Annotated in this window: 25 protein-coding genes and 1 tRNA gene; 11 read left to right on the forward strand and 15 right to left on the reverse strand. The window is 57.2% G+C overall.

Features of this window, described 5'->3' with window-relative positions; all coding sequences use genetic code 11:
* Window positions 1-754 precede the first annotated feature (754 nt).
* The 4 genes from DHN12_RS22550 (at window position 755) to DHN12_RS22565 (ending at window position 4,672) form a co-directional block, all read left to right on the forward strand.
* Window positions 755-1,510 carry an allophanate hydrolase subunit 1 gene (locus DHN12_RS22550; RefSeq protein WP_108862204.1) on the forward strand — a complete coding sequence of 252 codons (756 nt, stop codon included), beginning with the start codon at window positions 755-757 and terminating at the stop codon, window positions 1,508-1,510.
* A complete protein-coding gene (locus DHN12_RS22555; protein ID WP_108862205.1) occupies window positions 1,507-2,505 on the forward strand; it encodes a biotin-dependent carboxyltransferase family protein in 999 nt (332 codons plus the stop codon). The genes DHN12_RS22550 and DHN12_RS22555 overlap by 4 nt, the downstream gene beginning before the upstream one ends.
* 12 nt (window positions 2,506-2,517) lie before the next feature.
* Entirely contained in the window at window positions 2,518-3,279 is a 762-nt protein-coding gene (locus tag DHN12_RS22560; RefSeq protein WP_108862206.1) for a LamB/YcsF family protein, read from the forward strand.
* Window positions 3,280-3,424: 145 nt separating this feature from the next.
* Complete coding sequence (locus DHN12_RS22565; protein ID WP_058271958.1) at window positions 3,425-4,672, forward strand: hypothetical protein; 1,248 nt, start codon at window positions 3,425-3,427, stop codon at window positions 4,670-4,672.
* Window positions 4,673-4,731: 59 nt separating this feature from the next.
* Here the strand turns inward: DHN12_RS22565 and DHN12_RS22570 are convergent, their stop codons facing one another.
* Both DHN12_RS22570 and DHN12_RS22575 read right to left on the reverse strand, forming a co-directional pair.
* A complete protein-coding gene (locus tag DHN12_RS22570; RefSeq protein WP_058271959.1) occupies window positions 4,732-6,117 on the reverse strand; it encodes a D-alanyl-D-alanine carboxypeptidase family protein in 1,386 nt (461 codons plus the stop codon).
* 281 nt (window positions 6,118-6,398) lie between these two features.
* Window positions 6,399-7,100 carry an HAD family hydrolase gene (locus DHN12_RS22575; RefSeq protein WP_108862207.1) on the reverse strand — a complete coding sequence of 234 codons (702 nt, stop codon included), beginning with the start codon at window positions 7,098-7,100 and terminating at the stop codon, window positions 6,399-6,401.
* 91 nt (window positions 7,101-7,191) lie between these two features.
* On the opposite strand from DHN12_RS22575, the gene clpS reads away from it, so the two are divergent.
* From clpS to hemF, 4 genes are read left to right on the forward strand one after another with little or no spacing between them, the layout of a single operon-like run.
* Complete coding sequence (gene clpS, locus DHN12_RS22580; RefSeq protein WP_108862208.1) at window positions 7,192-7,533, forward strand: ATP-dependent Clp protease adapter ClpS; 342 nt, start codon at window positions 7,192-7,194, stop codon at window positions 7,531-7,533.
* A 32-nt stretch (window positions 7,534-7,565) separates the two neighbouring features.
* Window positions 7,566-8,531, forward strand: coding sequence for a class I SAM-dependent methyltransferase (locus DHN12_RS22585; protein ID WP_108862234.1), 966 nt, complete (start codon window positions 7,566-7,568; stop codon window positions 8,529-8,531).
* Between the two features lie 37 nt (window positions 8,532-8,568).
* A complete protein-coding gene (locus tag DHN12_RS22590; protein WP_058271963.1) occupies window positions 8,569-9,369 on the forward strand; it encodes an SDR family NAD(P)-dependent oxidoreductase in 801 nt (266 codons plus the stop codon).
* Between the two features lie 5 nt (window positions 9,370-9,374).
* Complete coding sequence (gene hemF / locus DHN12_RS22595; RefSeq protein WP_108862209.1) at window positions 9,375-10,259, forward strand: oxygen-dependent coproporphyrinogen oxidase; 885 nt, start codon at window positions 9,375-9,377, stop codon at window positions 10,257-10,259.
* Window positions 10,260-10,263: 4 nt separating this feature from the next.
* Here hemF and DHN12_RS22600 read toward each other — a convergent pair whose 3' ends face one another.
* Window positions 10,264-10,713 carry a hypothetical protein gene (locus DHN12_RS22600; RefSeq protein WP_234416761.1) on the reverse strand — a complete coding sequence of 150 codons (450 nt, stop codon included), beginning with the start codon at window positions 10,711-10,713 and terminating at the stop codon, window positions 10,264-10,266.
* Between the two features lie 140 nt (window positions 10,714-10,853).
* On the opposite strand from DHN12_RS22600, the gene DHN12_RS22605 reads away from it, so the two are divergent.
* Together DHN12_RS22605 and DHN12_RS22610 are read left to right on the forward strand one after the other, a co-directional pair.
* Entirely contained in the window at window positions 10,854-11,366 is a 513-nt protein-coding gene (locus tag DHN12_RS22605) for a toxin-activating lysine-acyltransferase (protein ID WP_108862210.1), read from the forward strand.
* A gap of 1 nt (window position 11,367) precedes the next feature.
* On the forward strand, window positions 11,368-12,261 hold the full coding sequence (locus tag DHN12_RS22610; protein WP_058278493.1) for a Hint domain-containing protein: 894 nt from the start codon (window positions 11,368-11,370) through the stop codon (window positions 12,259-12,261).
* On the opposite strand, the gene modC is transcribed toward DHN12_RS22610, so the two are convergent.
* From modC to modA, 3 genes are read right to left on the reverse strand one after another with little or no spacing between them, the layout of a single operon-like run.
* Window positions 12,258-13,355, reverse strand: a complete 1,098-nt coding sequence (modC, locus tag DHN12_RS22615; protein ID WP_108862211.1) for a molybdenum ABC transporter ATP-binding protein — start codon at window positions 13,353-13,355, stop codon at window positions 12,258-12,260. The genes DHN12_RS22610 and modC overlap by 4 nt on opposite strands.
* Window positions 13,352-14,044, reverse strand: a complete 693-nt coding sequence (gene modB / locus DHN12_RS22620; protein WP_108862212.1) for a molybdate ABC transporter permease subunit — start codon at window positions 14,042-14,044, stop codon at window positions 13,352-13,354. Before modB ends, modC begins: the two co-directional genes overlap by 4 nt.
* Before the next feature lie 4 nt (window positions 14,045-14,048).
* Window positions 14,049-14,891: a molybdate ABC transporter substrate-binding protein gene (modA, locus tag DHN12_RS22625; RefSeq protein WP_306418425.1), complete on the reverse strand. Its 843-nt coding sequence runs from the start codon at window positions 14,889-14,891 to the stop codon at window positions 14,049-14,051.
* 193 nt (window positions 14,892-15,084) lie between these two features.
* Here modA and DHN12_RS22630 point away from each other — a divergent pair.
* Window positions 15,085-15,160: transfer RNA gene (locus DHN12_RS22630), tRNA-Val, on the forward strand.
* Window positions 15,161-15,640: 480 nt separating this feature from the next.
* On the opposite strand, the gene DHN12_RS22635 is transcribed toward DHN12_RS22630, so the two are convergent.
* The 9 genes from DHN12_RS22635 to DHN12_RS22675 are packed head-to-tail and all read right to left on the reverse strand — an operon-like array spanning window position 15,641 to window position 23,345.
* Entirely contained in the window at window positions 15,641-16,579 is a 939-nt protein-coding gene (locus DHN12_RS22635; RefSeq protein WP_108862213.1) for a 3-keto-5-aminohexanoate cleavage protein, read from the reverse strand.
* A 4-nt stretch (window positions 16,580-16,583) separates the two neighbouring features.
* Complete coding sequence (locus DHN12_RS22640) at window positions 16,584-17,612, reverse strand: branched-chain amino acid ABC transporter permease (protein ID WP_108862214.1); 1,029 nt, start codon at window positions 17,610-17,612, stop codon at window positions 16,584-16,586.
* Window positions 17,609-18,472, reverse strand: a complete 864-nt coding sequence (locus DHN12_RS22645) for a branched-chain amino acid ABC transporter permease (RefSeq protein ID WP_108862215.1) — start codon at window positions 18,470-18,472, stop codon at window positions 17,609-17,611. Before DHN12_RS22645 ends, DHN12_RS22640 begins: the two co-directional genes overlap by 4 nt.
* 1 nt (window position 18,473) lies before the next feature.
* Window positions 18,474-19,181 carry an ABC transporter ATP-binding protein gene (locus tag DHN12_RS22650; RefSeq protein WP_108862216.1) on the reverse strand — a complete coding sequence of 236 codons (708 nt, stop codon included), beginning with the start codon at window positions 19,179-19,181 and terminating at the stop codon, window positions 18,474-18,476.
* Window positions 19,174-19,902: an ABC transporter ATP-binding protein gene (locus DHN12_RS22655; RefSeq protein ID WP_108862217.1), complete on the reverse strand. Its 729-nt coding sequence runs from the start codon at window positions 19,900-19,902 to the stop codon at window positions 19,174-19,176. The genes DHN12_RS22650 and DHN12_RS22655 overlap by 8 nt, the downstream gene beginning before the upstream one ends.
* Before the next feature lie 50 nt (window positions 19,903-19,952).
* On the reverse strand, window positions 19,953-21,233 hold the full coding sequence (locus tag DHN12_RS22660) for an ABC transporter substrate-binding protein (protein WP_108862218.1): 1,281 nt from the start codon (window positions 21,231-21,233) through the stop codon (window positions 19,953-19,955).
* Window positions 21,234-21,276: 43 nt separating this feature from the next.
* Window positions 21,277-22,203, reverse strand: a complete 927-nt coding sequence (locus DHN12_RS22665; RefSeq protein WP_234416758.1) for a 3-hydroxyacyl-CoA dehydrogenase family protein — start codon at window positions 22,201-22,203, stop codon at window positions 21,277-21,279.
* Window positions 22,204-22,989 carry an SDR family NAD(P)-dependent oxidoreductase gene (locus DHN12_RS22670; RefSeq protein ID WP_108862219.1) on the reverse strand — a complete coding sequence of 262 codons (786 nt, stop codon included), beginning with the start codon at window positions 22,987-22,989 and terminating at the stop codon, window positions 22,204-22,206.
* Window positions 22,990-23,000: 11 nt separating this feature from the next.
* A complete protein-coding gene (locus DHN12_RS22675) occupies window positions 23,001-23,345 on the reverse strand; it encodes a cupin domain-containing protein (RefSeq protein ID WP_108862220.1) in 345 nt (114 codons plus the stop codon).
* Between the last annotated feature and the right edge of the window lie 18 nt (window positions 23,346-23,363).

Raw genomic sequence — 23,363 nt, forward strand, 5'->3', positions numbered from 1 at the left:
CATCAGGAGGCTAATCCTGATGAAGTCTTCTGTTTGATGTACACAGATTTCCTAAGAAATCAGTGAACCACTCAAACAGTGAAGCTGACACTGGATCATCGAGCCGAAGCCCTACCAGCGCGATATACAGACATTCAATCCGTCGAAACGAACCAAACCGCCCACATATCTCTTCAGTTATCCATCAATGTCAAAGAACAAAACACCAAGAGCCAAAAATCAGACCGTTGCGCCAATAACATCAGCGCGCCCGCCTAAATCATTCCCTAAGATGCCCACCGTCTCTCCGATGCGTCCGGCTGTCTCTCCAACCCGTCCGGCCGTCTCTCCGACCCGTCAGCGCCGCCTCAGCAGCGCCGGTGAAGGGGGTTCTAAGGTTTACCAAACAAACCCGCAAGCAGAAAATGACGTCTAGGGCGATTTTTTTCCACTCCCCCACTTAATAATTTATTATCAATGGCTTAATTGGAGCAACGCGCGCCCTCGAACGGCGATCTCATCAGTTGAAATACAAGTCGGACCTACACCTGCCTGCGCCTCCAGTAATCGTACCCCTATATATAGACAGGGCGCCCCATCACACCACAAGACTCAACCGAGTCGGAAGCGATTCAATGAGTCGGAATCGTCCCCAAAAACCATGCTGGCACTCAACTCAGGTATAGAATCCGCGCATCTCTACCCTCGCCGGGCTTGCGCATTGGCCCGGGATGCTGTGTGGTCGCCTCTGTAAGATGCCCGGGTTAGCCGTGAAATGACCACCAATACAGCCGACATGTTTCCACGCATAAGTACCGTAGGCTATGACGGCCTTCTTGTTTCCTTTGCCGATGCCATGGCCGAACCCTCGAACCGGGCGGCGCTGGCCTTTAGGGGCGCAATCGACGCGGCATCCTGGGACGGTGTTGTCGAAACCTCTGCATCCCTTGCATCGGCCTATCTGAGGTTCGATCCCGACAAACTGCCTCGCACTGAAATCCAGGATAAAGTGCGACACCTACTTGCCCAGCAAAATTGGTTTGAGGCACCACTGCCTGCCGGTCGCAGGTTGTGGCGGGTCCCGACAGTTTATGGGGGCAAGCTTGCTCCGCAACTGGACGAGGCAGCGGCGGCGGCGGGGTTGGATTCCATGGAAGCCGTTCGGCGGCTGAGCGACACAAAGGTACGCGTATTGACCATCGGCTTTGCACCGGGGCAGCCGTATCTTGGTCCGCTTGGTCCTGAATTCAATATTCCGCGCCTGAAGGAACTGACGCCTATGGTCCCAGAGGGGGCCTTGGTATTGGCAATTTCCCAATTCGTACTGTTCTCGGGCCCCACTCCGACCGGCTGGCGGCACGTGGGCCAAACCGCATTTCGTTGCTTTCGCCCTGACGCACCGCGGAGCTTTGCGTTGAAGCCAGGGGATGAAATGCAGTTCCTGTCCGTTTCGCGCGACGAACTGGAAAGCATCCGTGCCAACAACTCGGACGGCTCAGGCGGGGCCACCTGCGAGGAGATCGCGGGATGAGTCTGATTGTTCATCGCATTGGCCCGGCCTGCACCATACAAGACCAGGGTCGTGTCGGGTATCTGGAACAGGGGCTGTCCCGATCCGGCGCCGCCGATCAGCTGGCCCTGCACGAGGGCGCAGCGTTGCTGCGTCAAAGCCCGGAGCTTGCAGCCTTGGAAATGGCTGGAATGGGTGGCGAGTTCGAGGCAACGCAATCTCTCGGCATCGCTCTGACAGGTGCTCCGATGCAAGCCAGCATTGATGGCGCACCTGTGGTCTGGAATGCGTCGCACCAGATGGAAGTCGGACAGCGGCTGGTGATTGGTGCTGCGACGCGCGGGACCTATGGCTACCTGCATGTCAGCAGCGGGATCGCGTCCGAAGCCTTTCTGGGATCACGCTCAGCGCATTTGACCGCCAAGATCGGAAGCACCGTTCAAACCGGAGATACATTGCCAGTCGCCGACGGATCAGGCGTGACGGGCATGAAACTCAACCCGGATGATCGCTTCTCGGGTGGCGTTCTACGCGTGATCTCCAGCTTTCAGACACCCCTTTTCGATCAGGAAACGTTGGACCGCTTTGTGCAAACCGAGTTTCGGCGTGGCAGTCGGGCCAACCGAATGGGGATGCAGTTGGATAGCGAGAGCGAAGGTTTCGCGGCTCGGGGTCAGCTGAACATTCTGTCCGAGGTCATTACCCCCGGTGACATACAGATGACCGGAACAGGTAGCCCCTTTATTCTGTTGCCTGAATGTCAGACCACAGGCGGTTATCCCCGTATCGCGACGGTTCTGCCCTGTGACCTGCCACGCGCGGCACAAACCCCGGCGGGCGGGCAGATCAAATTCGAATTCGTGTCACTGGACGAGGCTACGTCCCTGCAAACCGCCCACAATGCCGAACTTGCCCGCCTACCTGCGCAAGTCGAACCGCTGGTCCGTGATCCGCATGACATCCCGGACCTCTTGTCCTACCAATTGATCGGCGGAATGATCTCTGCCACCGACTAGGGAGTACCACGTATGCCAAGCGTCGATCTGAATGCCGATATGGGCGAAAGCTTTGGCCCTTGGAATATGGGCGATGATGAAAGTCTGCTGAAAATTATCACATCCGCCAATATCGCTTGCGGCTTCCATGCCGGCGACCCGGACGTCATGGCCAAGACGATGACCTTGGCCGCCAAAAACGGCGTCGGGATAGGCGCGCATCCCGGCTTCCCCGATCTCCAAGGATTTGGCCGCCGCAACATGAAAGTGCCCCATGCCAGCCTGCGCAATTTGGTTCGGTATCAACTGGGGGCGGCAATCGGAATGGCCAAGGCCGTTGGCACCGAAGTGCGGCACCTGAAACTTCACGGGGCGCTGGCCAACATGTGCTCGGTCGATATCGACATGGCCCGAGCCTGTTATCAGGGCGCGCTGGATGTCGATCCGGACATCATCATCATGGTTTTGGCCGTTACCAAACAAGAAGAAGCCGTGCGCGAACTGGGGTGCAAGTGGGTCGGCGAGATCTTTGCGGACCGGGCCTATAACGGCGACGGAACTCTTGTCGACCGCGGCCTGCCCGGCGCGGTTATTCATGACCCCGAAATTGCCGGACCGCGCATCCTGAACATGGTGCGCGAAGGTGCCATCATCACCGAAAGCGGCCAGCGGCTTGAGACATCCATCGACACGATCTGCCTGCATGGCGACGGTCCAACCGCGGTACAAATCGCCCGTTCGGTTCGCACATCCCTGATCGACGGCGGGGTCGATGTGACAAAATTCATGCGGTAGAAAGAAGGGCGTAATCCTGACGATCTATCCTCTGACTGTTGCCTGTACGGAATACAGACCCTAGCATGCCTGACAAGTGCATGTTCTGAATACCACAATTCCAAGCAACGCCATGCCGGACCGGTATAGGCAAGGAGGTTGGCCAATGTCTTTTGATCTGATGAATTACGAACCACGCGGCGACAAAAAGAACTCTGAGTTCTTCCACCAATATCTGCCGATGATCTACGAACGCCGCCAAAGCTCGGGCGTGGCTGATCAGGTCGGGGCGATGCAGGCGATCGTCATTCAGGTCGAACCGGACGCGATGTTCGACACGCTGATCGAGCTTTATGTCATGACACCCTACCGACATACGGCCAGCTATCTGGGTCAGACGCACAAATTTGCGGTCATGCACTCACACACCGATTATCCTGCGATTATCGTCATGGCGCCACTAAGCCCGACCTTCGAAGACTATATCCCGCGCATCAACCGTATGTACCCGCTGGCCCGCAACACCCCCCAGACCCGCTATGTCGGAGAGATTTATGGCGCCACGGACCTCAAGACCCTGACCAAAACGCTTGAAGATCAGAACATCAGGTTTGAGTACAAGGGAGACACCGAAAACCCGTTCTACACTTCGGACGGGTTCAGATTTACGTCGCCGTCCGATTTCACCTGTAACAGGGTTGGATACTCATCCCTGGATTTCAACGACACCGACAGCCTCGGTTTGGGTGACCGGATATTGCTGAGCAATGACGAACAGGCGCGACTGGATCAGGCGGCGGCGTTCGGGGCAGACAGCAAAATCGCGCCTTTGATGCTGGGGGTCGACCACCTTGCAACACGCATTCTGGCCGGCGAGCGTGAGGACGCGATCCTCGAGTTTCTGACCATGGTGCCCTATTACTTTTGGGGCGCGTACAACATCTTTGAGATGAACTCGTCTACCAATGTGAACCGAAACGCGAATGTGGACGATGACAAGAAATCCCCCGCCAAGGTCTTCACCGCGAACAACACGCCCTCCTTCGTCAATTCCTTTGAACAGCTGCCGATGCCAACCGAGGATTTCGTGCGGAACTTTGGCCGTCGCCTGCACCACATGGCAATCGAGATTCAGGACGGCGACCACGGCGCGGGTGAAAAGAACGTCGATTTTGTGGTCAACACACTCAAGGATGAAGGGGTGCCGTTCCTAGCCCATGTGGTGGGCGAGTGTAAGGATGATCCGAACCTCAAACAGATCTTCTCAAAGCACTCGAAGTACACGCTGTTGATCACCGAGTATATCGAACGCTGCCACCACTATGACGGGTTCTTTACCAAAGATAACGTTGCCGCGCTGACCGCTGCGGCGGGTCAGGATGAACAATACGAACACGGCCACGTCTTCGACTGACAAAAAAAGGCTGCGAGTTTCCTCGCAGCCCAGATCCATTCAGGAGAGTATGTCGAGCCTTATGACGGCCCGATCATGAAACAAGTCACATTCCGGGCCTGCAACCGGCGGCAGGCCAGATCGGCCTGTTCGCGGGTCATGCCCTGAAATGTCGCGTCGAAGCCGCGCGAGCTTTGGTTCACCTTGCGCAGCGTGCCTTCCAAAGTGGTCATTTCCGACAGGGCCGTTTTCAGCAAAATCTTTTCCGCCTCATATCGGGTGGTATAACGGCCAACGTTCACGCCCCATAGCCGTCCGCCCGATGTTGACAGTCGGGTCACGATCTCTTGCTCGGGTTCGGGCTGCACTGCCGGATCGGTCGAGGCCAGTACCAGGTCAGCCGGGCGCGCAGCGGGACGGGGTGCGTCACCGTCACCAGAGGGCTGAATGTCGGCGGCCGCGATTGCTGCAGCGATACCATCCTTGATGCGCGTGCCATTTTTGGCAGCCGTCTCAGCCACGGCGCCAGCAACCTGAACTGCAGCACCCGGTCCGGGGCGCAGAACGGGGCGCAGACTGGATTTTGGCGCGATAGTCAGGGCCGCGACTGTCGCTCCCAATCCTGCGTTTCCGGCATAGGTCGGGCGCGCCGGCTTGCGGATCGGGGCACGCGAGGGGGCGCGGCGAAAGCCCATATCCAGCAATTCGGCCACTTTGGCGTTCCGCGATGCGCCGGATTTACCGCCAAAGACAGTTGCTATGATGCGTTCGTCCTTGCGCTTGGCCGATGCAACCAGGTTAAAGCCCGCAGCCCGCGTGTATCCGGTCTTGATCCCGTCCGCGCCTTTATAGGCCGCCAACAGGCGACGGTTCGTGTTTGGAACCGTCTTGATCCCCGCATGAGTGGATTGGCGTGAGAACAGGTTGTAATACTGCGGATAATCATAAAGCAGGTGGCGACCCAACGTGGTCATATCCCGCGCGGTCGACAAGTGACCTGATTCCGTCAGGCCATGTGCGTTCTTGAACGTTGTGCGGCTCATACCCATGGCCTTGGCCGTGCGCGTCATGCGACGGGCGAATGCTGCTTCGGATCCACTGATCGCGATGCCAATCGCCGTGGCCGCATCATTGGCGGACTTCACGGCAGCCGCCCTGATCAGATATCGGAACGCAATGGTTTGCCCGGTGCGAAGGCCCAGTTTCGAGGGGGGTTCAGAAGAGGCCTTTTTTGTAATCCGAACGGGCGTGTCTAAGGTGATCTCACCATTCCGCACCGCCTCGAATGCAATGTAGAGTGTCATCATCTTGGTCAGAGAGGCCGGATGCAGTCGGGTGTCAGCATTGCGCGAATGCAGAACCTCGCCTGTCCGGGCGTCGATGACCATCGCCGCATATGGTGCCGCAAATCCCTGCAACGGCGCGAAGGAGAGCAGCCACAAGAATGCTATAAGAAATAAGCCCATCCGGGCCGGAACTGTCCGCCGAACCTGCACGATCTTTGCCTCTGTCTACCTCAGGCCGCCGGGTTTTCCCGGTCAGCGTTAATTATTTTTTATTGCCTACAAGGCTAACACAGAGACCCAATGAAATAAACCGAAAGCGTGCAAATTCGCTGTTTTGTTAAGCGTCCGAATCGGCACTACATGTAGACGCGCGCAGCCCGCAACCTACCACATCCACGCAAATTGAACCCCTTAGCGTAATTCCCGCCCCGTTTTTTGAAAACTGAGACCAATTGGCAACATCAACTTAGGCGCTGAACCAGATCGGCAAGTTCGCCCAAATCCCGCATCTCGCGATAGCGCGGATTGCCCGCAGGGGTTTCGGCCTTTTCGATCTCCCAAACCAACCCATGGGGCACATAGACGCCCCAACACCCGGCCTGAATTGGGGCAACGACATCGGACCGCATCGAATTGCCTACCATCATTGCAGATTCGGGCCCGTCACCATGCCGCGCAAAGATATCGCGGTAGGTTTGTGCTGACTTTTCGGACACGATTTCGACCTCGTCGAACAACTCTCCCAGACCGGATTGCGCCAGCTTTCTCTCTTGATCGATCAGGTCGCCCTTGGTGATCAGAATCACCTTATGCGTATCAGTCACCGCTTCGATGGCCTCGCGCGCGTGGGGCAAAAGCTCGATCGGGTGGGCCAGCATGTCCTGCCCCGCTTCGACCAACTGGCGGATAACCGAGGCTGGAACACGGTCGTCGGTCACTTCGATTGCGGTTTCGATCATCGACAGGGTGAAGCCTTTGATTCCGTAGCCGTAGTGCCGGATATTGCGTTTTTCCGCAGCAAGCAGCCGATCCAACAGGTGATCGCGATCAGCGTGATCGGCCAGCAATTCCGTGAAATGGGTCTGCGTCAGTTTAAAAAACCGCTCGTTGTGCCAAAGCGTGTCGTCGGCGTCGAACCCAATTGTGGTCAGCGCTTTTTCCATTTCGATTACGTCCTGCTGGCTCTTTTCTCTGGCCCCATGCACGTTATATAACCGATCAGACAAACCGAAGCCTGAATCGGACAAAGGCGCAATGACTGAACACAAATGGATGATGTCTGACCAACCGGACAACGACGATGATCCGTCGCTGTTGGTGCAGACGCGCCCTAAGACCAAGCGCCCGCCGTTGTACAAAGTACTGCTGCTGAACGACGACTACACGCCGATGGAATTCGTGGTGCATGTGCTGGAGCGTTTCTTTGGCATGAGTCATGCCGAGGCGTTTGAAATCATGTTGATCGTCCACAAGAAAGGCGTCGCCGTGGTTGGCGTGTTCAGCCATGAGATCGCCGAAACCAAAGTGGGCCAAGTCATGGACTTTGCCCGCAGGCACCAGCACCCCCTGCAATGCACAATGGAACGGGAAGAGTAAGGCCACCTTAGCCTTCTCTCTCATATTTGCCGATGTCCCCTCGTCTTGATCTTGCCCTGCAAAGCGGCCTTGAGCTGTCGCAATCACTCAGCGTGCTTGGACCGTCATCCGACAGCGATCTGTCGGCCCTGCCGCGTGAAACGCAGGTGGTGCAGCCATTCAAACCGTTTCACGACCACTTTGCCGGGCAGGGCTTTGCCGCTGTGCCGGAAGCCCACGACCCTTGTCAGGATGCCATCGTGATCCTGCCCCGCGCCAAGGCCCTGGCGCGCAGCATGGTGCATCAGGCCTGTCAGCGGGCCAGCGGACTGATTGTCATAGACGGCGTCAAAACCGACGGCGTCGATAGCCTGCTGAAAGACATCCGCAAACGCGTTGACGTCGAGGGGCCCATCGCCAAGGCGCATGGCAAGATATTCTGGTTCCACTCCGCGCCCGAAGCTTTTGCCGACTGGGCCGCCCCGGACAATCAGACAGTCGATGGCTTTCAGACCGCGCCCGGTGTGTTCTCGGCTGATGGGATTGACCCTGCCTCGGCCCTGCTGCTGGGCGCATTGCCCGAAAAGCTGGGCGCAAGGATCGCTGATTTGGGCGCTGGCTGGGGGTATCTCGCAGCCGGTGCGCTAAAGGCCGCCAATCCGCGCGCGTTGCATCTGGTCGAGGCCGACCAGATCGCCCTTACCTGCGCACGCATCAATTTGGCCGAGACCTGCGCGCAGTTTCACTGGGCCGACGCCGTCACGTGGAGCGCGCCGGAACCGTTGGACACGGTGATCATGAACCCTCCGTTCCACACGTCGCGTGCCGCCGACCCTGAGCTGGGTCAGGGCTTTATCAAATCCGCAGCTCGAAACCTGACCCGGAGCGGCAATCTGTGGATGGTCGCAAATCGCCACCTGCCCTACGAGGTCACGCTGGCCGAAAATTTCGCACAGGTTCGCGAGGTGTCCGGCGACAATCGGTTCAAGGTGTTTCACGCCTCTCGCCCTCGACGGTGATCCCGGTTAACCTCTGCCGCAAATCAGGAGACAACGCATGTCCTTTTCCATAGCCGGCAAGACCGCCATTGTCACAGGCAGCGCCAATGGTGTCGGACTGGCCATCGGGCGCCACTTTGCGGATGCCGGGGCCAATGTCATGTTCGCCGACATGGACGAAAAACGGCTGTCCGACGAGCTTGGCGAACAGGCCGATGACAGCAACATCCGGTTTTTTGCCGGCGACCTGCGGGAAAAGCTGACCATCGCGAACCTGCTGTCTGCCACGCTTGATGCGTTTGATCAGGTGGACATCCTGATCAATGGCGCGCGGCAGGTGATCCCGTCCGATCCGCTGGACGCGGACGACGATTCCGTGCGCATGCTGCTCAATCAGAACCTGATGCCCTCGCTGCGTCTAAGCCAGGCGGTCGCCAAACGCATGATAAAACAAGCAGGTGACACTGACGAAGGCCCCGCCGGGTCGATCATCAACCTGTCTTCAATCGCGGCGCGGCGCACCCACCCCGATCTGATGGCCTATTCCGTATCCACCGCCGCACTGGATCAGATGACACGTTCGCTGGCCGTTGCCCTTGCCCCGAAACGGATCCGCGTCAATTCAATCGCGCTGGGATCGGTCATGAGCGCCTCGCTGCAGTCCACGCTCAAGGAAAACCGGGACTTTCGCAACGATATCGAGAGACATACGCCCTTGGCCCGGATCGCAGCCCCGAACGAACTGACCGAAACGGCACAGTTCCTGGCCTCGGACGCAGCCGGCTTCATCACCGGACAAATTCTGACAATTGATGGCGGCCGCACCTTGCTGGACCCCGTCGCAGCTCCGGCTCATTAATCCCTATGTTCGATACCGAAAAATCAACCGCCGCCGCGTGGTTCCGCCAATTGCGCGATGAGATTGTCGCCGCGTTTGAGGCACTTGAAGACACCCACAGCTCTGGCCCTTTTGCAGACACAGCACCTGGCCGGTTCGAGGTCAAGGAAACCAAACGCCAATCCGAAGACGGCAGCGATGCGGGCGGCGGGTTGATGTCCGTGATGCGTGGCGGGCGGGTCTTTGAAAAGGTCGGCGTCAATGTTTCGACCGTATACGGCACTTTGGGTGCGCGAGCGCAACAGGCCATGGCGGCGCGTAAGGGGATTCCGGGGATGACCGAAGATCCGCGTTTCTGGGCGTCGGGCATCTCTCTGGTCGCGCATATGCAAAACCCGCATGTACCGGCCGTTCATATGAACACCCGCATGTTCTGGACCCCGCACGCATGGTGGTTCGGCGGTGGTTCAGACCTGAATCCCTGCATCGAATATGATGAGGACACAGCGCATTTTCATGCCACCCAAAAGGCGCATCTGGACCCGCATGGTCCCGGCCATTACCCCCGCCTGAAAGACTGGGCGGATGAGTATTTCTATATCCCCCACCGTAAGCGCGCCCGAGGCGTAGGCGGGATATTCATGGATGACTATTGCACCGGCGACTGGGCCGCAGATTTCGCGCTGACCCAGAATATCGGTCGCGCGTTCCTGCCTGCTTTCCTGCCATTGGTGGAAAAGCGCCGAGTCCAGGGTTTTGACGAAGCGGCCAAAGACACGCAACTGGTGCATCGGGGCCTTTATGCCGAATACAACCTCGTCTACGACCGGGGCACAAAATTCGGGCTGGAAACCGGCCATGACCCGGATGCGGTGCTGATGAGCCTTCCGCCAATGGCAAAATGGGCCTGATAGATTAGCGGAACCCAAAATCCAGGAAGTTGTCAAAGCAATAGCCCTGCGCGGACCCCGCCGACATGTTCTCACCCACACGTTTTACGGTAATCGAATATCCCGGCGTGGTATCGACACCATCGGGTGGGGTGAGTGAAAACTGCACCGTGCGCACGCCTTTTTCGTAGGCCCGAACTATATAGATACGCTGGGTTGCTTTTGTTCTCAGGCTGCGAATAGCAAAGTCGCCTATCCCGCACCAATACGCGACCGGGGCCGAAGACCCACTGACGGCTACCTCGTAAACACCGTTGTTCATAGGAGTGACTGTGGTTTTAAAACCCGGGTAAGCGCCGATTCCGATCCCAATTCCCTGTGCAAATAAAGGCGACACCGCAAATGTTGCCAGGGCCGCTATTTTCAAAACTCGCATAATGGCAATTCCTGTTTCGAAACACTTATTCAAGATCATACCGGACACGTGGTCCGAGTAAAGCGGCACCATTTTCGGGAATTTGGCCGACAGGACCCCGACACAAGAATACAGGCAAAACAGTATCATTTTGGGTCATAAGCAATTAGGATCAAGGCATATATTGGCTGGGGTTTGTTTTGAGCAAAGCGTTTCCAAATGACTGGTTTGATATCCCGTCCGAAAAATACGCGGATTTCGGCGCAATGTTCTATCTTGCATCGCTGACCAATACACACAGGCCGCGCACCCTCGGGCAGGTGCTCTATGCTTTTGAAACGCCTTTTCGGCTGAACCAGTACCACATTTTCCGGCAGAACGGTTTCCCACGCGGGTTTGTGACCTTCGCGGGCCTCAGCCCCGAAGCCGAGCGTCGGTACGCCATTCAGGAAAAACCGCTGAAAGATACGGACTTTGCCAGCGGCACGTCCTTCTGGATCGTCGACCTTGTGGCCCCGTTTGGACAGACCAACCAGATCGTCGAAATACTGAAAAAAGAAACCCCCCACCCTCGGGTTCGAACCAATCGGATGGACAGCGACCTGACCCGAAATCGCATCGTGGAGTGGACCCGCGACGACGCGGGGGACGTACACATGAAGCTTTACCGGAAGAAAGAATTTCGTGAGGTCCTGAAAATGGAGGGGTCTTGAAATGGTATCGATCGTAGGGACAACAACTGGCTTTGTAACCGGAGATCCCCCTAATCAGGCCAGTGGCGATCTTGGCTTGACCGGCTTTCCTCGGACGCAATCCTGGTCGATCTCTGATCAGCCATCACTGGGCGTGGCCTCCATTAACCCAAATACCGGCGAATGGACCTACACGGTCAATCAAAGCGATTTTGACGATATCCCGTTCGGGACTACGGTCACTGATACCTTCACGGTACAGGTCACCGGATTGGACTTTTTATTCCAACCATATGACCTGACCCAAGAGATCACCATCACCCTTGAAGGCGTGTGCTTTACTGCAGGCACCTTGATCCTGGCTGAAAAAGGCAATCAAAAGATAGAAACCCTGAGCGTTGGCGACAATGTGATGACCGTAGATCGCGGGCTGCAACCGATCCGGTGGGTGGAAAGCAGCGCCTTATCGCCGGACCGATTGCGAGACAATCCGGCCATGCGCCCGGTTCGGATCAAAGCTGGCAGCCTTGGCGCAGGACGGCCCGAACGCGATCTGCTGGTATCACAGCAACACCGCATTCTGGTCAGCGGACCAAAGGTCGAGCTTTTGTTCGGCGCGCCCGACGCGCTGGTTGCGGCCAAGCACCTTTGTTCCTGGCCAGGTATCGCGATTGACACCTCGGATGACCCGGTCGAGTATTTTCACATCCTGCTGGATAGCCACGAAATACTGACAGCCGAGGGCGCACTGGCTGAAAGCCTCTATCTCGGCGAAGAATCCCTGTACACTCTGTCCTCGGACGCATTGCAGGAGCTCGCCGCCATTTTCCCGGACACAGCCATGCCGAATGGGCTAGGATTCGGCCGAGCAGCCCGCCTGATCCTGCGAGAATTCGAAGCCCGCGCGCTGGCTTAGACCCCGCGCAAGTGCCCACCCACGTCTTGCGGTGCCAGTGCGACCGTTTTGATGACCGCAAAACAGGGTTTGCCCGGTTCCAATCCCAACGCTTCGACGGAACGGCGGGTGACCCGGGCTAAAACAGAACCCGCAGGTGTTCTTACGGACACAATCGCCCCCGGCCCCTCGCCTGCGCGGATCGTGTCGACTGTTCCTTCCAGAACATTTAAAGCCGAAAGACCCTCGGGGCGTTTGCTGGAAAGAATAACCTCTTGCGCGGGAATGCGGATGCGCAATTCTTCCGCAATTTGCAGAGGTATCCGGGGCAGAAACAAGGGCGACCCGCCCGCGTCCAGCTCGGTCAGCCCATCCGAATGATGTTTGACGACCCGAACCTGCAACACTGCACCGACAGCCCGCACACCAGCCGGTGCGACCGACGGATCGGCCAGTACATCAGAGGCCGGGCCATGCCGTAAAACTTTGCCCTCTTGCAACGCGACAACCGATGTCGCCAAGCGCGCAACTTCCGCAGCCGAGTGTGTGACGTACAAAATCGGCACCGAAACCTCGTCCCGCAGCCGTTCAAAATACGGCAATATCTCAGCCTTTCGCGCGTCGTCCAATGCGGCCAGAGGCTCATCCGCGAGGATCAACCGTGGACTGGCCAGAAGAGCGCGGCCAATGGCAACGCGCTGCTTTTCCCCGCCGGACAACCCCGAGGGGCGCCGGTTCAACAGGTGCCCGATCCCCAGCATTTCGATCACTTTGTCCGGGCTTTCGCGGCGCGCACCCTTGGGCGCGAACCATTTTCCGTAGAACAGGTTCTGGCGCACAGTGAGATGTGGGAAAAGACGACCTTCCTGAAAGATGTAACCCAGCCGTCTTTTGTGCGGTGGCAACCAGAGGCCTTGCGCGGTGTCAAACAGCTCCCACCCGTCTACAGCAACCCGACCGGCCATGGGTTTCACCAAACCGGCGACGGCATTTACGATTGTTGTCTTTCCAGACCCGGACCGCCCAAACAGAACCGTCACGCCGGGTGGGGCATCAAAACTCAGATCCAGCTTGAGGTCGGGTAGATCGTGCTGCAGGCGAACGGACAGGCTCATGATCCGGCCACCCGCGCCGCAACGCGCCGCCCAATGAACTCGGACAACAGCAGCGCGCTCATGGCAACCACGATCGAGATGACCACTAAACGGGTGGCCGCCGCTTCGCCGCCCGGAACTTGCAGGAAGGCATAGACTGCTGACGGCAGGGTTTGCGTCTGACCCGGGATGTTCGACACAAAGGTAATCGTTGCCCCGAATTCTCCCATCGCTTTGGCAAAGGCCAGTATTGCCCCGGCGATAACGCCGGGCAGGATCACCGGAAGGGTCACCGTGGCAAACACAAAAAGGCGTGATGCACCCAGTGTGGCCCCGGCCTGTTCCAGTTTGGGGTCCACAGCTTCGATCGACAGGCGTATGGCCCTCACCATCAGCGGAAATGCCATGATACCCGCGGCAAGGGCAGCCCCGGTCCAACGAAACGCCACGACAATTCCGATCTCTGCCAGCAACTTGCCCAGCGGCCCCTGAATCCCAAAAGTCAGAAGAAGCAGATAGCCGGTCACCACCGGTGGCAGGATCAAGGGCAGATGCACCAGCCCATTCAAGACCTGCCGACCCGGAAACCGCCAACGTGCCAGCGCGTAGGCAACGAATATGCCCAACGGCAATGTCACCAGTGTTGCCCAAAACGACACACGTAGCGACAACTTCAGCGCCTCAAGCTCTGCAGGTCCCAACCACCCCATACCGCTATCCGTTCGGCAGGGTGAAACCCTGCTTTTCAAACACAGCCCGCGCCGCCTGAGATTGCAGGTGGTTCAGAAACACCCGCGCGGATTCACCGCCGGCAGCCGTCAGAGCCGCCGGGTAGATGATGGGCGGATGCAGGTCGGGCGAAAACTCTGCGATAACACGAACCCGCCCCTCGACCTGCGCATCGGATCGATAGACGATCCCCATTGGGGCAGCACCTGTGGCAACAAGTGCAAGGGCTGCGCGCACGTTATCCGTCTGTGCGATCTGACCCTCAATGCCCTGCCACAGCCCCAGGCTTTCCAACGCCGCCTTTCCGTAAATCCCTGCCGGCACGGCATCAACCAGCGCCATGGCCAGATATCCACCTTTCAGTGCGGAGGCCAAAGCGACCCCGGGCCGCATTTCGCCAATGTCAGCCCCTTCGCCCCCAGCGACCAGAACCAGGCCATTGCCCAGCAGATCTACACGTGTAGTGGGGTCAATCAGGCCCTGATCTTGCAGCACATTCATCCAATCCACGTTGGCGGAAATGAACAGGTCTGCCGGGGCACCCAACTGAATCTGGCGCGCCAGAACGGACGAGGCCGCGTAAGATACAGTTATGCCCCGCCCAGTTTCCTGCTCAAATTCAGATGCCACCTCATCAAGCGCAGTCTTGAGGCTGGCCGCTGCAAACACCAAAATCCCCTCGGCCCCTGCTCGAAGCGGGGCCAGCGTCAAAGCGCCCAGAACCAGGGCCGCAATCAGAACTCGGCGCGCGTGGGACAGGATCGGTTTTCTCCCGCCTGGAAAGTTGCAGTTCCTTTGGGGATATCTGAGGCGGCAGGTGACACGCAAGCGCCTTTGCAATCACCCACGACGTAGAACGCAAAACGACAGGCCCCTCACAATCGAAACGACCCCGCAACACAAGGCACGACGAATTTCCCGCCCGATTGAATTGTCAGTGGCTAACAAATCAGATTCTGGGAAAGAAATTCTGCCAGACCCTCTTGCACCCGGGCGCAGGCTTAGCTAAATGCACCGTCACGGGTGATTAGCTCAGTTGGTAGAGCGCTTCGTTTACACCGAAGATGTCGGGAGTTCGAGTCTCTCATCACCCACCATCCTTTCCCAGCAATGTATCAAGGTTTTACGCGACTAGCACCTATTGCAGTGTTGTGCGTGAAACTGTGTCCGCTACGCCTCCGCTGCACTTAAACGGAAAAGATGTCTCCAACACAGGAGATATGGGCCATGGCAACAATCGTAAAACGCCCTAGCGGAAAGTGGCAAGCGACGGTTCGGAATGACGGTCAATCTCGATCTAAGTCCTTTCTAAAGCGTGCTAATGCGGCGAAGTAGGTGCGAGAGAAGGAGTTGAACGCTGACAGAGGATTGTTAACCCCAACCCTCGGTGTGAGCGCATCCGAGATGACATTTGGTGAAGTGCTGCGAAAATACCGAGATAAAGTCACGAGCGAGAAACGGTGCGCTGACAATGAAAGTTTTGCAATCAACGAGTCACCTACACCGCTGCTAATGTCGAAACCCAAACCTGACCCAATCTACATTTAGTTTTTTTAAAGTACCGGCCGCCTTTTCTGCTAAAATGCTACCCGATCGCCCCCCTTCAAATCCAGAATTTCCCTGGCTTCGTCGGGAGAAGCTACCCGACTGCCCAAGTCCTCTACGATGCGGCGGATTTTGGACACCTGTTGAGCATTGCTCTCGGCTAGTTCGCCTCGAGAAATAAATAGGCTGTCCTCCAGCCCTACACGAATATTGCCACCCATCTGGCTTGCCGTCGTGGCAAGCGACATCTGTGCCCCGCCAGCCCCCAAAACCGACCACCGATAATCGTCACCAAAAAGCCGGTCGGCGGTGCGTTTCATGAAGATCAGGTTGTCGACCTCGGGTCCGATGCCGCCGAGGATGCCAAAGATAAATTGAATGAATATGGGTGCCTTGAACAACCCGATATCCATGCAGAATTTCAGGTTGTACAAGTGGCCGACATCGTAACATTCGTGTTCGAATTTGATCTCATGTGGGGCCAGGGTTTCTGCCGCTTCGCGAATGTCCCGGAATGTATTGCGAAATATGTTCTGATCGGAATTTGCGACATAGTCCTTCTCCCAATCAAACTTCCAATCGTCATCGCCATACCGGTTAGCCAGCGGATGAAACGAGAAGTTCATCGAACCCATGTTCATCGAGCACATTTCGGGGCTGAAGGTCTTGGCCGGTTTGATCCGGTCCTGAATAGACAAAGTCAGCGATCCACCGGTCGACAGGTTCACGACAGCATCTGTCGCTTGTTTGATGCGCGGCAGGAAAGGTGCGAAGTCATTCGGGTCGACCGATGGTGAGCCATTCTCGGGGTTGCGCGCATGCAGGTGCAGGATCGACGCGCCGGCCTCGGCAGCGTCAATCGCCTGACGCGCGATATCATCATAGGTGTACGGAAGTGCATCCGACATGGTTGGCGTGTGGATAGCGCCGGTTACGGCGCATGTGATGATCGTTTTTTTCTGACGGGCCATGGGTTCAGTTTTCCTTGGATTGTCCGATGTGCTTGACGCGATAGCCCAGCGGGAAAAGTTGCAGGTCATAACGGCTGCGGATAACGCCCCAGATGCCTTTTGGCGCCTTGAGCATGACAACGATTGCGACAACGCCGAGAACGATCAGATAAGTTGTACCGAGGTCTGCGAGTGTTTCGCGCAGGGCGAAGAAAACCAACGTACCGATAATCGGCCCTTCGATGGTTCCGATGCCGCCGATCACCACGATGAAGATAACAAAGGCGGTCCAGTCATTGACGCTGAACGCCGCATCCGGCGAAATGCGCAGTTTTTGCAAAAAGATGAGCGCGCCGATCATCGCTGTGAATGCCGATGTGACGACATATACGATGAACTTTGTGCGCCAGATATCAATGCCAAGACTACCGGCAGCCAGTTCGTTGTCGCGAATTGCCGTCAGCGCCAACCCTTGCCGCGAGCGTAGGAAGAGATACACGGCTGTCACCACCAGAACAGCGGCCCCGAGCGCCAGCCAATAGCTAAGCGCTTCTCGCATCGCACGACCCGACGCCAGCGATTTCACGATGGCAACGGGGAGCGAAGACCCCGATCCTCCGCCAAGCGCTGAGATTTGCGCGAAGCTCAATCGAAAGACTTCGGCGATGACCCAGGTGCCTATGGCGAAATAGGCGCCCCTTAGCCTGAAGATCAGAACAGCAACCGGGATTGAGATCAAAGCCCCCAGCACTCCCGCCGCTGCGATGGCGGCCAACGGGTGCAGCCCGCCCAACATCGTCAACGCAAAGAGCATATAACCACCGAAGCCCACATAGGCCTGCTGACCAACCGAGACGAGACCGGCGTAACCCGCCATGAGGTTCCAAAGGGTGGCGAGGGATAGGTAGAGAAACAACTCGCCCATCAGACGCATGTCAGCGCGGCCCGCCCACCAGGGCGCTGCTATCAGAACGAGTAGAGTGACCGCCGCAAGGATCGCAGCAACCCGGGCTGCTTTTGACGATCGAGATACGGAATAGTCCTGCAGATTCATCCTGAAATCCTCGGGAAGAGGCCGTTCGGACGAACGGCAAGAATGACAAGAAAGGCGATATGGCCAGCAAGCACCTGCCAACCCGGATCGATCTTGGCACCGATGGTCTGCGCAACACCAAGGATCACGCCGCCAACCAGTGTACCCCACAGGTTGCCGAGCCCCCCGATAATGACGGCCTCAAAGCCAAAGATCAGACGACCGCCGCCGATTGAGGGATCAAAGCTAGTCCGAATCCCAAGCAGGATACCGGCAATCGCAGTCACACCCAGGGCCAGAGCCATGGCCAGACCAAAGATGTGCCGACGATTAAGGCCCATGAGCTGGGCGATGTCCTGATTGTCCGAAACGGCACGGAACGCGCGCCCCAAAGCGGTATGATAGAAGGTCCATTGCAGCCCCCAGATCACCGCGATGGCGATACCGAAAGTGAGAAGCGGTAAGATTCCGAGTGCCACACCGCCCACGGCAACGCTTGCTGTTTCCAGCGCACCGGCATTCAATGTTTGGGGGTCTGCGGTGTAGACCTCCAGCAACCCGTTCTGGATGATCACGCTCAGGCCGAAGGTGACAAGCAAGGGCGGAAGAATATCGTCGCCCAAAGTTTGGTTCAGAAGGCCGCGCTGAAGGGCATATCCGATCAACGCCATGGCGGGAACAACGATCACCAACGCGGCCATCGGATGCATTCCCGTCGCGGTCGTAACCGTCAGCCCGAGATATGCGGCCAGCACAATCAGGTCACCATGGGCAATATTGACCAGCCGCATGACTCCAAAGATCAATGACAACCCTGCCGCGAACAGGGCGTATAGCCCGCCGAGTAGAGTTCCCTGCACGATAGCGTTCAGCCATTCCATGTTATTCGATCCCGAAATAAGCGCGCGAGATGTCTTCGCGCGAAACGGTGTCAGACGCGCTTTCCAGCGAAACGCGTCCCTCTTGCAAGCAGTAGACCCGGCTCGAGACCGACAGTGCCTTGGTGATGTCCTGTTCAACGATGATCGCGCTCATACCCTCGCCAATAATACCGGGCAGCGCTTCGTAGATGTCTTTGATGATTATCGGCGCCAGCCCGAGGCTAACTTCGTCAAAGAGGATCAAATCGGGATTGGCCATGAGAGCGCGCCCGATAGCAACCATCTGCTGTTGACCGCCAGAGAGCGAAGTAGAGGCCTGATCTTTTCTCTCTTCAAGAATTGGAAATAGATCATAGACGGCTTTCAGATCCCAGGGGCCTTTGCGGCCAACTTGCGCACCTATCATCAGGTTTTCTTTGACTGACAAAGAGGGGAACAATTGACGACCTTCTGGAACCATGGCGAGGCCAAGTTCGGCAACCTCGTCCGCTCGAAGTCGGCTGACATCCTGCCCCCGGTAGTGGATCTGACCCGGTCCGTTCGTCAGCAACCCTGTGATGGACCGCATCAAGGTGGTTTTTCCCGCACCATTTGCACCAATAATGGCAAGGACTTCGCCCTCGCCCACGTCCAGTTCGACGTCGTAGAGCGCTTGGAAGTCGCCGTAGAAAGAGTTCAACCCGCGTGTCTGGAGAATTGGATCAGGCATCGGCTTCGATCCCCAGATATATCTCTTTGACCTCAGTGCTTTCCATGATTGCCTGCGGCTCGCCCTCGGCGATCTTCTTTCCGAAGTCGATAACGATCAGGCGGTCCACAACGGCCAACAGGGCGTGCACAACGTGTTCGATCCAGATGATGGTGACGCCGGAGGCATGAATGTCCTTGATGGTTTGAACCAGTGATTTGCACTCGGCTTCGGTCAGCCCACCGGCGATTTCATCCAGCAGCAGCAATCTTGGCTTGGCGCAAAGAGCGCGCGTCAGTTCCAGGCGTTTTCGTTCCAGCAATGTCAGGCTACCTGCAAGAACGTTTGCCTTTGGCAGCAGCTCCGTTTGATCCAGTACTTCCAGACAAAACCGTTCAGCTTGGTGCCCACGCAGCCCAGCCGATTGCGTGGCAGCGATCATGGCGTTTTCGAAAACGGTCATGCCCGAAAACGGCTGCGGGACCTGAAACGAACGTGCGATCCCTGCATGGCTGCGTCTTGCGGCGCTCCATTTGGTGACGTTCTGACCATCAAAGTCGATACGTCCGGAATTCGGTTTCAGCGTTCCTGTAATCAGGTTGAACATCGAGGTTTTACCGGCGCCATTGGGGCCAATCACCCCAAGTGCCTCACCTTGTTGGACCTGATAGTTCAGCGCATCGGCGACAGTGACTGCGCCAAATGCTTTGCTTAGGTCTTGGAGATTCAGGATTGTTGTCATGCTTTTCTCGGATGAAGGGTTCGGCGCCAAGATCGGCGCCGAACAATTGGTCAGCCCAGCAGCTTCATGTCTGCCGTCACCGGAACCTCGGGCGCGGTGCTGTTTGCAACGATCTGCAACTCGAACCCGTCTCCGGACTTCTGCCACTGACCGCCGACCAGCGGTGTTTTGGTGACATTGTTGATCGGCCCATCACCCCAGTTCACCGGCCCGACGATTGTGTTTAGGTTCGTGGATGTGATTGCCGAGATGATCGAAGACGGGTCTTCCAGATCATCAGCCCTTTTGATCACGTCCGCGACGACCTCGAACAGAGCGTGTTTGAAGCCAAGCGGTTGCGTCCACGGACGCCCCGACTCTGCTGTGTACCCTTCTGCCAGTTGTTTCGACGAAATGCCGGTCAGCGAGGACGAGAACGGGTGATGTGGAGACCACCAGACCTCGGTCGACAATCCATCGCCACGATCGCCGAGCGATTCAATGACAGACGGGAACAACAGCGCCTTGCCGATCGTGACAACCTTGGGGTTGAACCCCTGCTGTGCGGCCTGGCTCCAGAACGTTGCGAAATCCGGCGGGATCATGTTGCCGGTAACGATTTCACATCCAGCCGCCTTAAACGCTGCGATCTGGTTTGAGAAGTCGTCAGACAACGGCTGATAGCGACCGGGATCGGTCAGCGTGTATCCTGCAGCAGCAAGCGGTTTGGGCAGACCCAGTTCCGCATCACCCCAGGCATTGCCATCGGCATCATTGGGGAAAAGACCGCCCACGGTCTTGGCCACGCCTGTCTTGTCCCACATGTCGAGGAACGCGGCGATAACGTCTTCAAGACCCCAGAAGAAGTGATAGGTGTTCTCAAACCCTTCGCCCGGAACGCCGTTGCGGCCAAAGAAGTACGGCTGCCATGGGCAGTCGGTTGTGATGCAGGGAACTTCATTAATCTCTGCCTGATCGGCGACAGGGTTCACCGTGTCCGGCGTTGAAGCCGCAACAATGATATCGACCTCATCTCCCAGAATCAGGTCAGCGGCGACCTCGGCTGCGCGGTTTGGATTGGACTGGCTGTCTTTTGAAATGATCTCGACATTCCAGGTCTTGCCATTGTTGTTCAACCCGGCCGAAAAGACCTGCTGGATAGCTTGCAACACATATTCGTCGGCCTCGGCAAAACCGGCCAGTGGTCCGGTGCGCGGGCTGACATTGCCGATCCGCAGCGTCGGGTTCGCGGCATAGGCTCGCGTTGCCCGAAGGATGGCCGGAGCAGCGATTGCCGCTGTGGCACCGGCTATGAAACCACGCCTTGTGGCTGTTTTGAAAGTCCTTGTCATTGCGTCCTCCCTTCACCGGCCTCCCGCCAGTGTTTGATTGATCTTACAAAGTCTTCTCGAGATTCTTCAGATGCGTTGCGACACGCTGGCGAACTTCATCCGCCTCGCCCTCGGCCCATTTCCTGAACCCTTCTCCGGATTTCATGCCCAGCTTGCCCGCATCGACAAGCGCCCTGAGATAGGATGAAGGGCCCTTGTGCGCCTCAAGATCGTGCAGCACGTTTTCGTGGATATCGAGCGTCAGATCGGTGCCAACAAGGTCAGCGTTCTCCAACGGTCCAAGCACTGCCAGCCGGCGGCCAAAGCTGGACTTGATCACGGTATCAACCGCCTCTGCGTCGCAGATACCGTTTTCCACCAGACTGACCGCTTCCCGCCACAACGCGTGTTGAAGGCGATTACCGATAAAGCCGGGCACATCCTTTTCGACCATCACCGGAGTTTTTCCGGCATCCTTCAATAGATCGTACATTGTCTGTGCAGTCTCTGGGTCTGTCCACTCAGTCTTGATGACCTCGACCAACGGGATCATATGCGGCGGGTTCCACCAATGCGTTCCGATGGCCCGGTTTTTCAGCCGCAAACCAGACATGATCTGAGTGATCGGCATGACCGAAGTATTGGATGCGAGAATGCAAGTCTCTGGTGCGTGCGCCTCGATTTCAGCAAATATCGCTTGCTTAAGTTCCAATTTTTCCGGCGCCGCTTCGAAAACCGCGTCCGCATTTCGGACCGCGCTTTCCGTTGTCGCAAAGATCTCAATCATCTTGAGGGTCTTTGTGATTTTATCCTCGTCATCCCCCATCGCCGCCATGCTGGCGCGAATGCGCTCTGACACCGTATCCCGGGCTTCTTTCACCGGATCCGTGATGGCGACGTATTGACCGGCCTTCGCTAAAGTCAGGGCAATGCCATGGCCCATCAGGCCTGCGCCAATCACTGCCATCTGCTGTTTTTTACGCACCATCATTTAGCCCGCCGTATATCCACCGTCGGCATGAAGGATATGCCCGGTGTAGAAATCAGATGCGCGCGACGCGAGAAACAGTAGAGGACCGGCAAGGTCTTCTGGCTCACCCAGTCGCCCCTTGGGAACACGGGTAAGGAAGCCATCGCGCACCGCTTTGGCCTCGTCGGTTTCTTCGAACATCCAAGCTGTCAAAGGAGACCTAAACACTGTCGGCGCGATCGCGTTGACGGTAATTCCAGTCGGCCCTAGCTCACACCCCAAGGCTTTAGTGATCCCGTTTACTGCAGCCTTTGATGCGCAATACGCAGTATAGCCAGCCGGGTGGCCAAGGATACTACGAGCGGAACTGACGAAGATGATCTTGCCATATTCGCTGACCTTCATCTGTTTCGCAGCCGAACGCGCAAGTAACCAGCTTTGATTGACGTTGGCATCCATCACCGCATCAAAGGTTTCGGGAGCCATTTCGTTGATTGGAGCGACTTTGTTCATACCGGACGCGACGACGAGAATGTCCAGCTTGCCAAAACTGTTGACCGCTTCATCGACCAACGCGTCGCATGACGCTTCATCGTTTGGGCGTGTGTTCACTGTTACAACAGCAGCTCCGAGTTCCTCGCACTCTTTGGCAATCTCATCGAGCGCTTGTTGGTTGCCTGCTGCCAAAACCAAGTTGCAACCGGCCCCGGCAAGAACACGTGCGGCCACCATGCCAAAAGCCCCAGAGGCCCCCGTGATCAGTGCGACATTGTCCTTAACATCAAACATCTTGAGTGGATTAGACATACTATTCGTCCTCAGCTTTCTGGCGGGTACGGAATGACGACAAGCATCTTGCAGGTGTGGTTCGAACGGTTTTCAATTTTGCGCACTTCGCCAGGCACAATCGTGCAGCTGTCCATGGGTCCGAGGGTGGTTCCCACTCCATCAACGATGACGGTCATTTCGCCGTCCAAAACCACGTAGACCTTCTCGAACGGCGTAGAGTCCGGGCCCGCACCTCCACCCGGCAGGAACTGACTAAAGCCGATCCATTGATTTGTCGGCCCGCCTTCCTCGAACCCCTGCAACCGAAGCCCGTGGCATCCAAAGTGGTTCGGTGCTTCGTAGGGTTGGGCGTCTTTAAACCGCTTCAGATGCATGTTCGTCTCCGCTCAGGA

Origin of the sequence: Ruegeria sp. Alg231-54 (assembly GCF_900143525.1) — a bacterium.
Classification (GTDB): domain Bacteria; phylum Pseudomonadota; class Alphaproteobacteria; order Rhodobacterales; family Rhodobacteraceae; genus Ruegeria.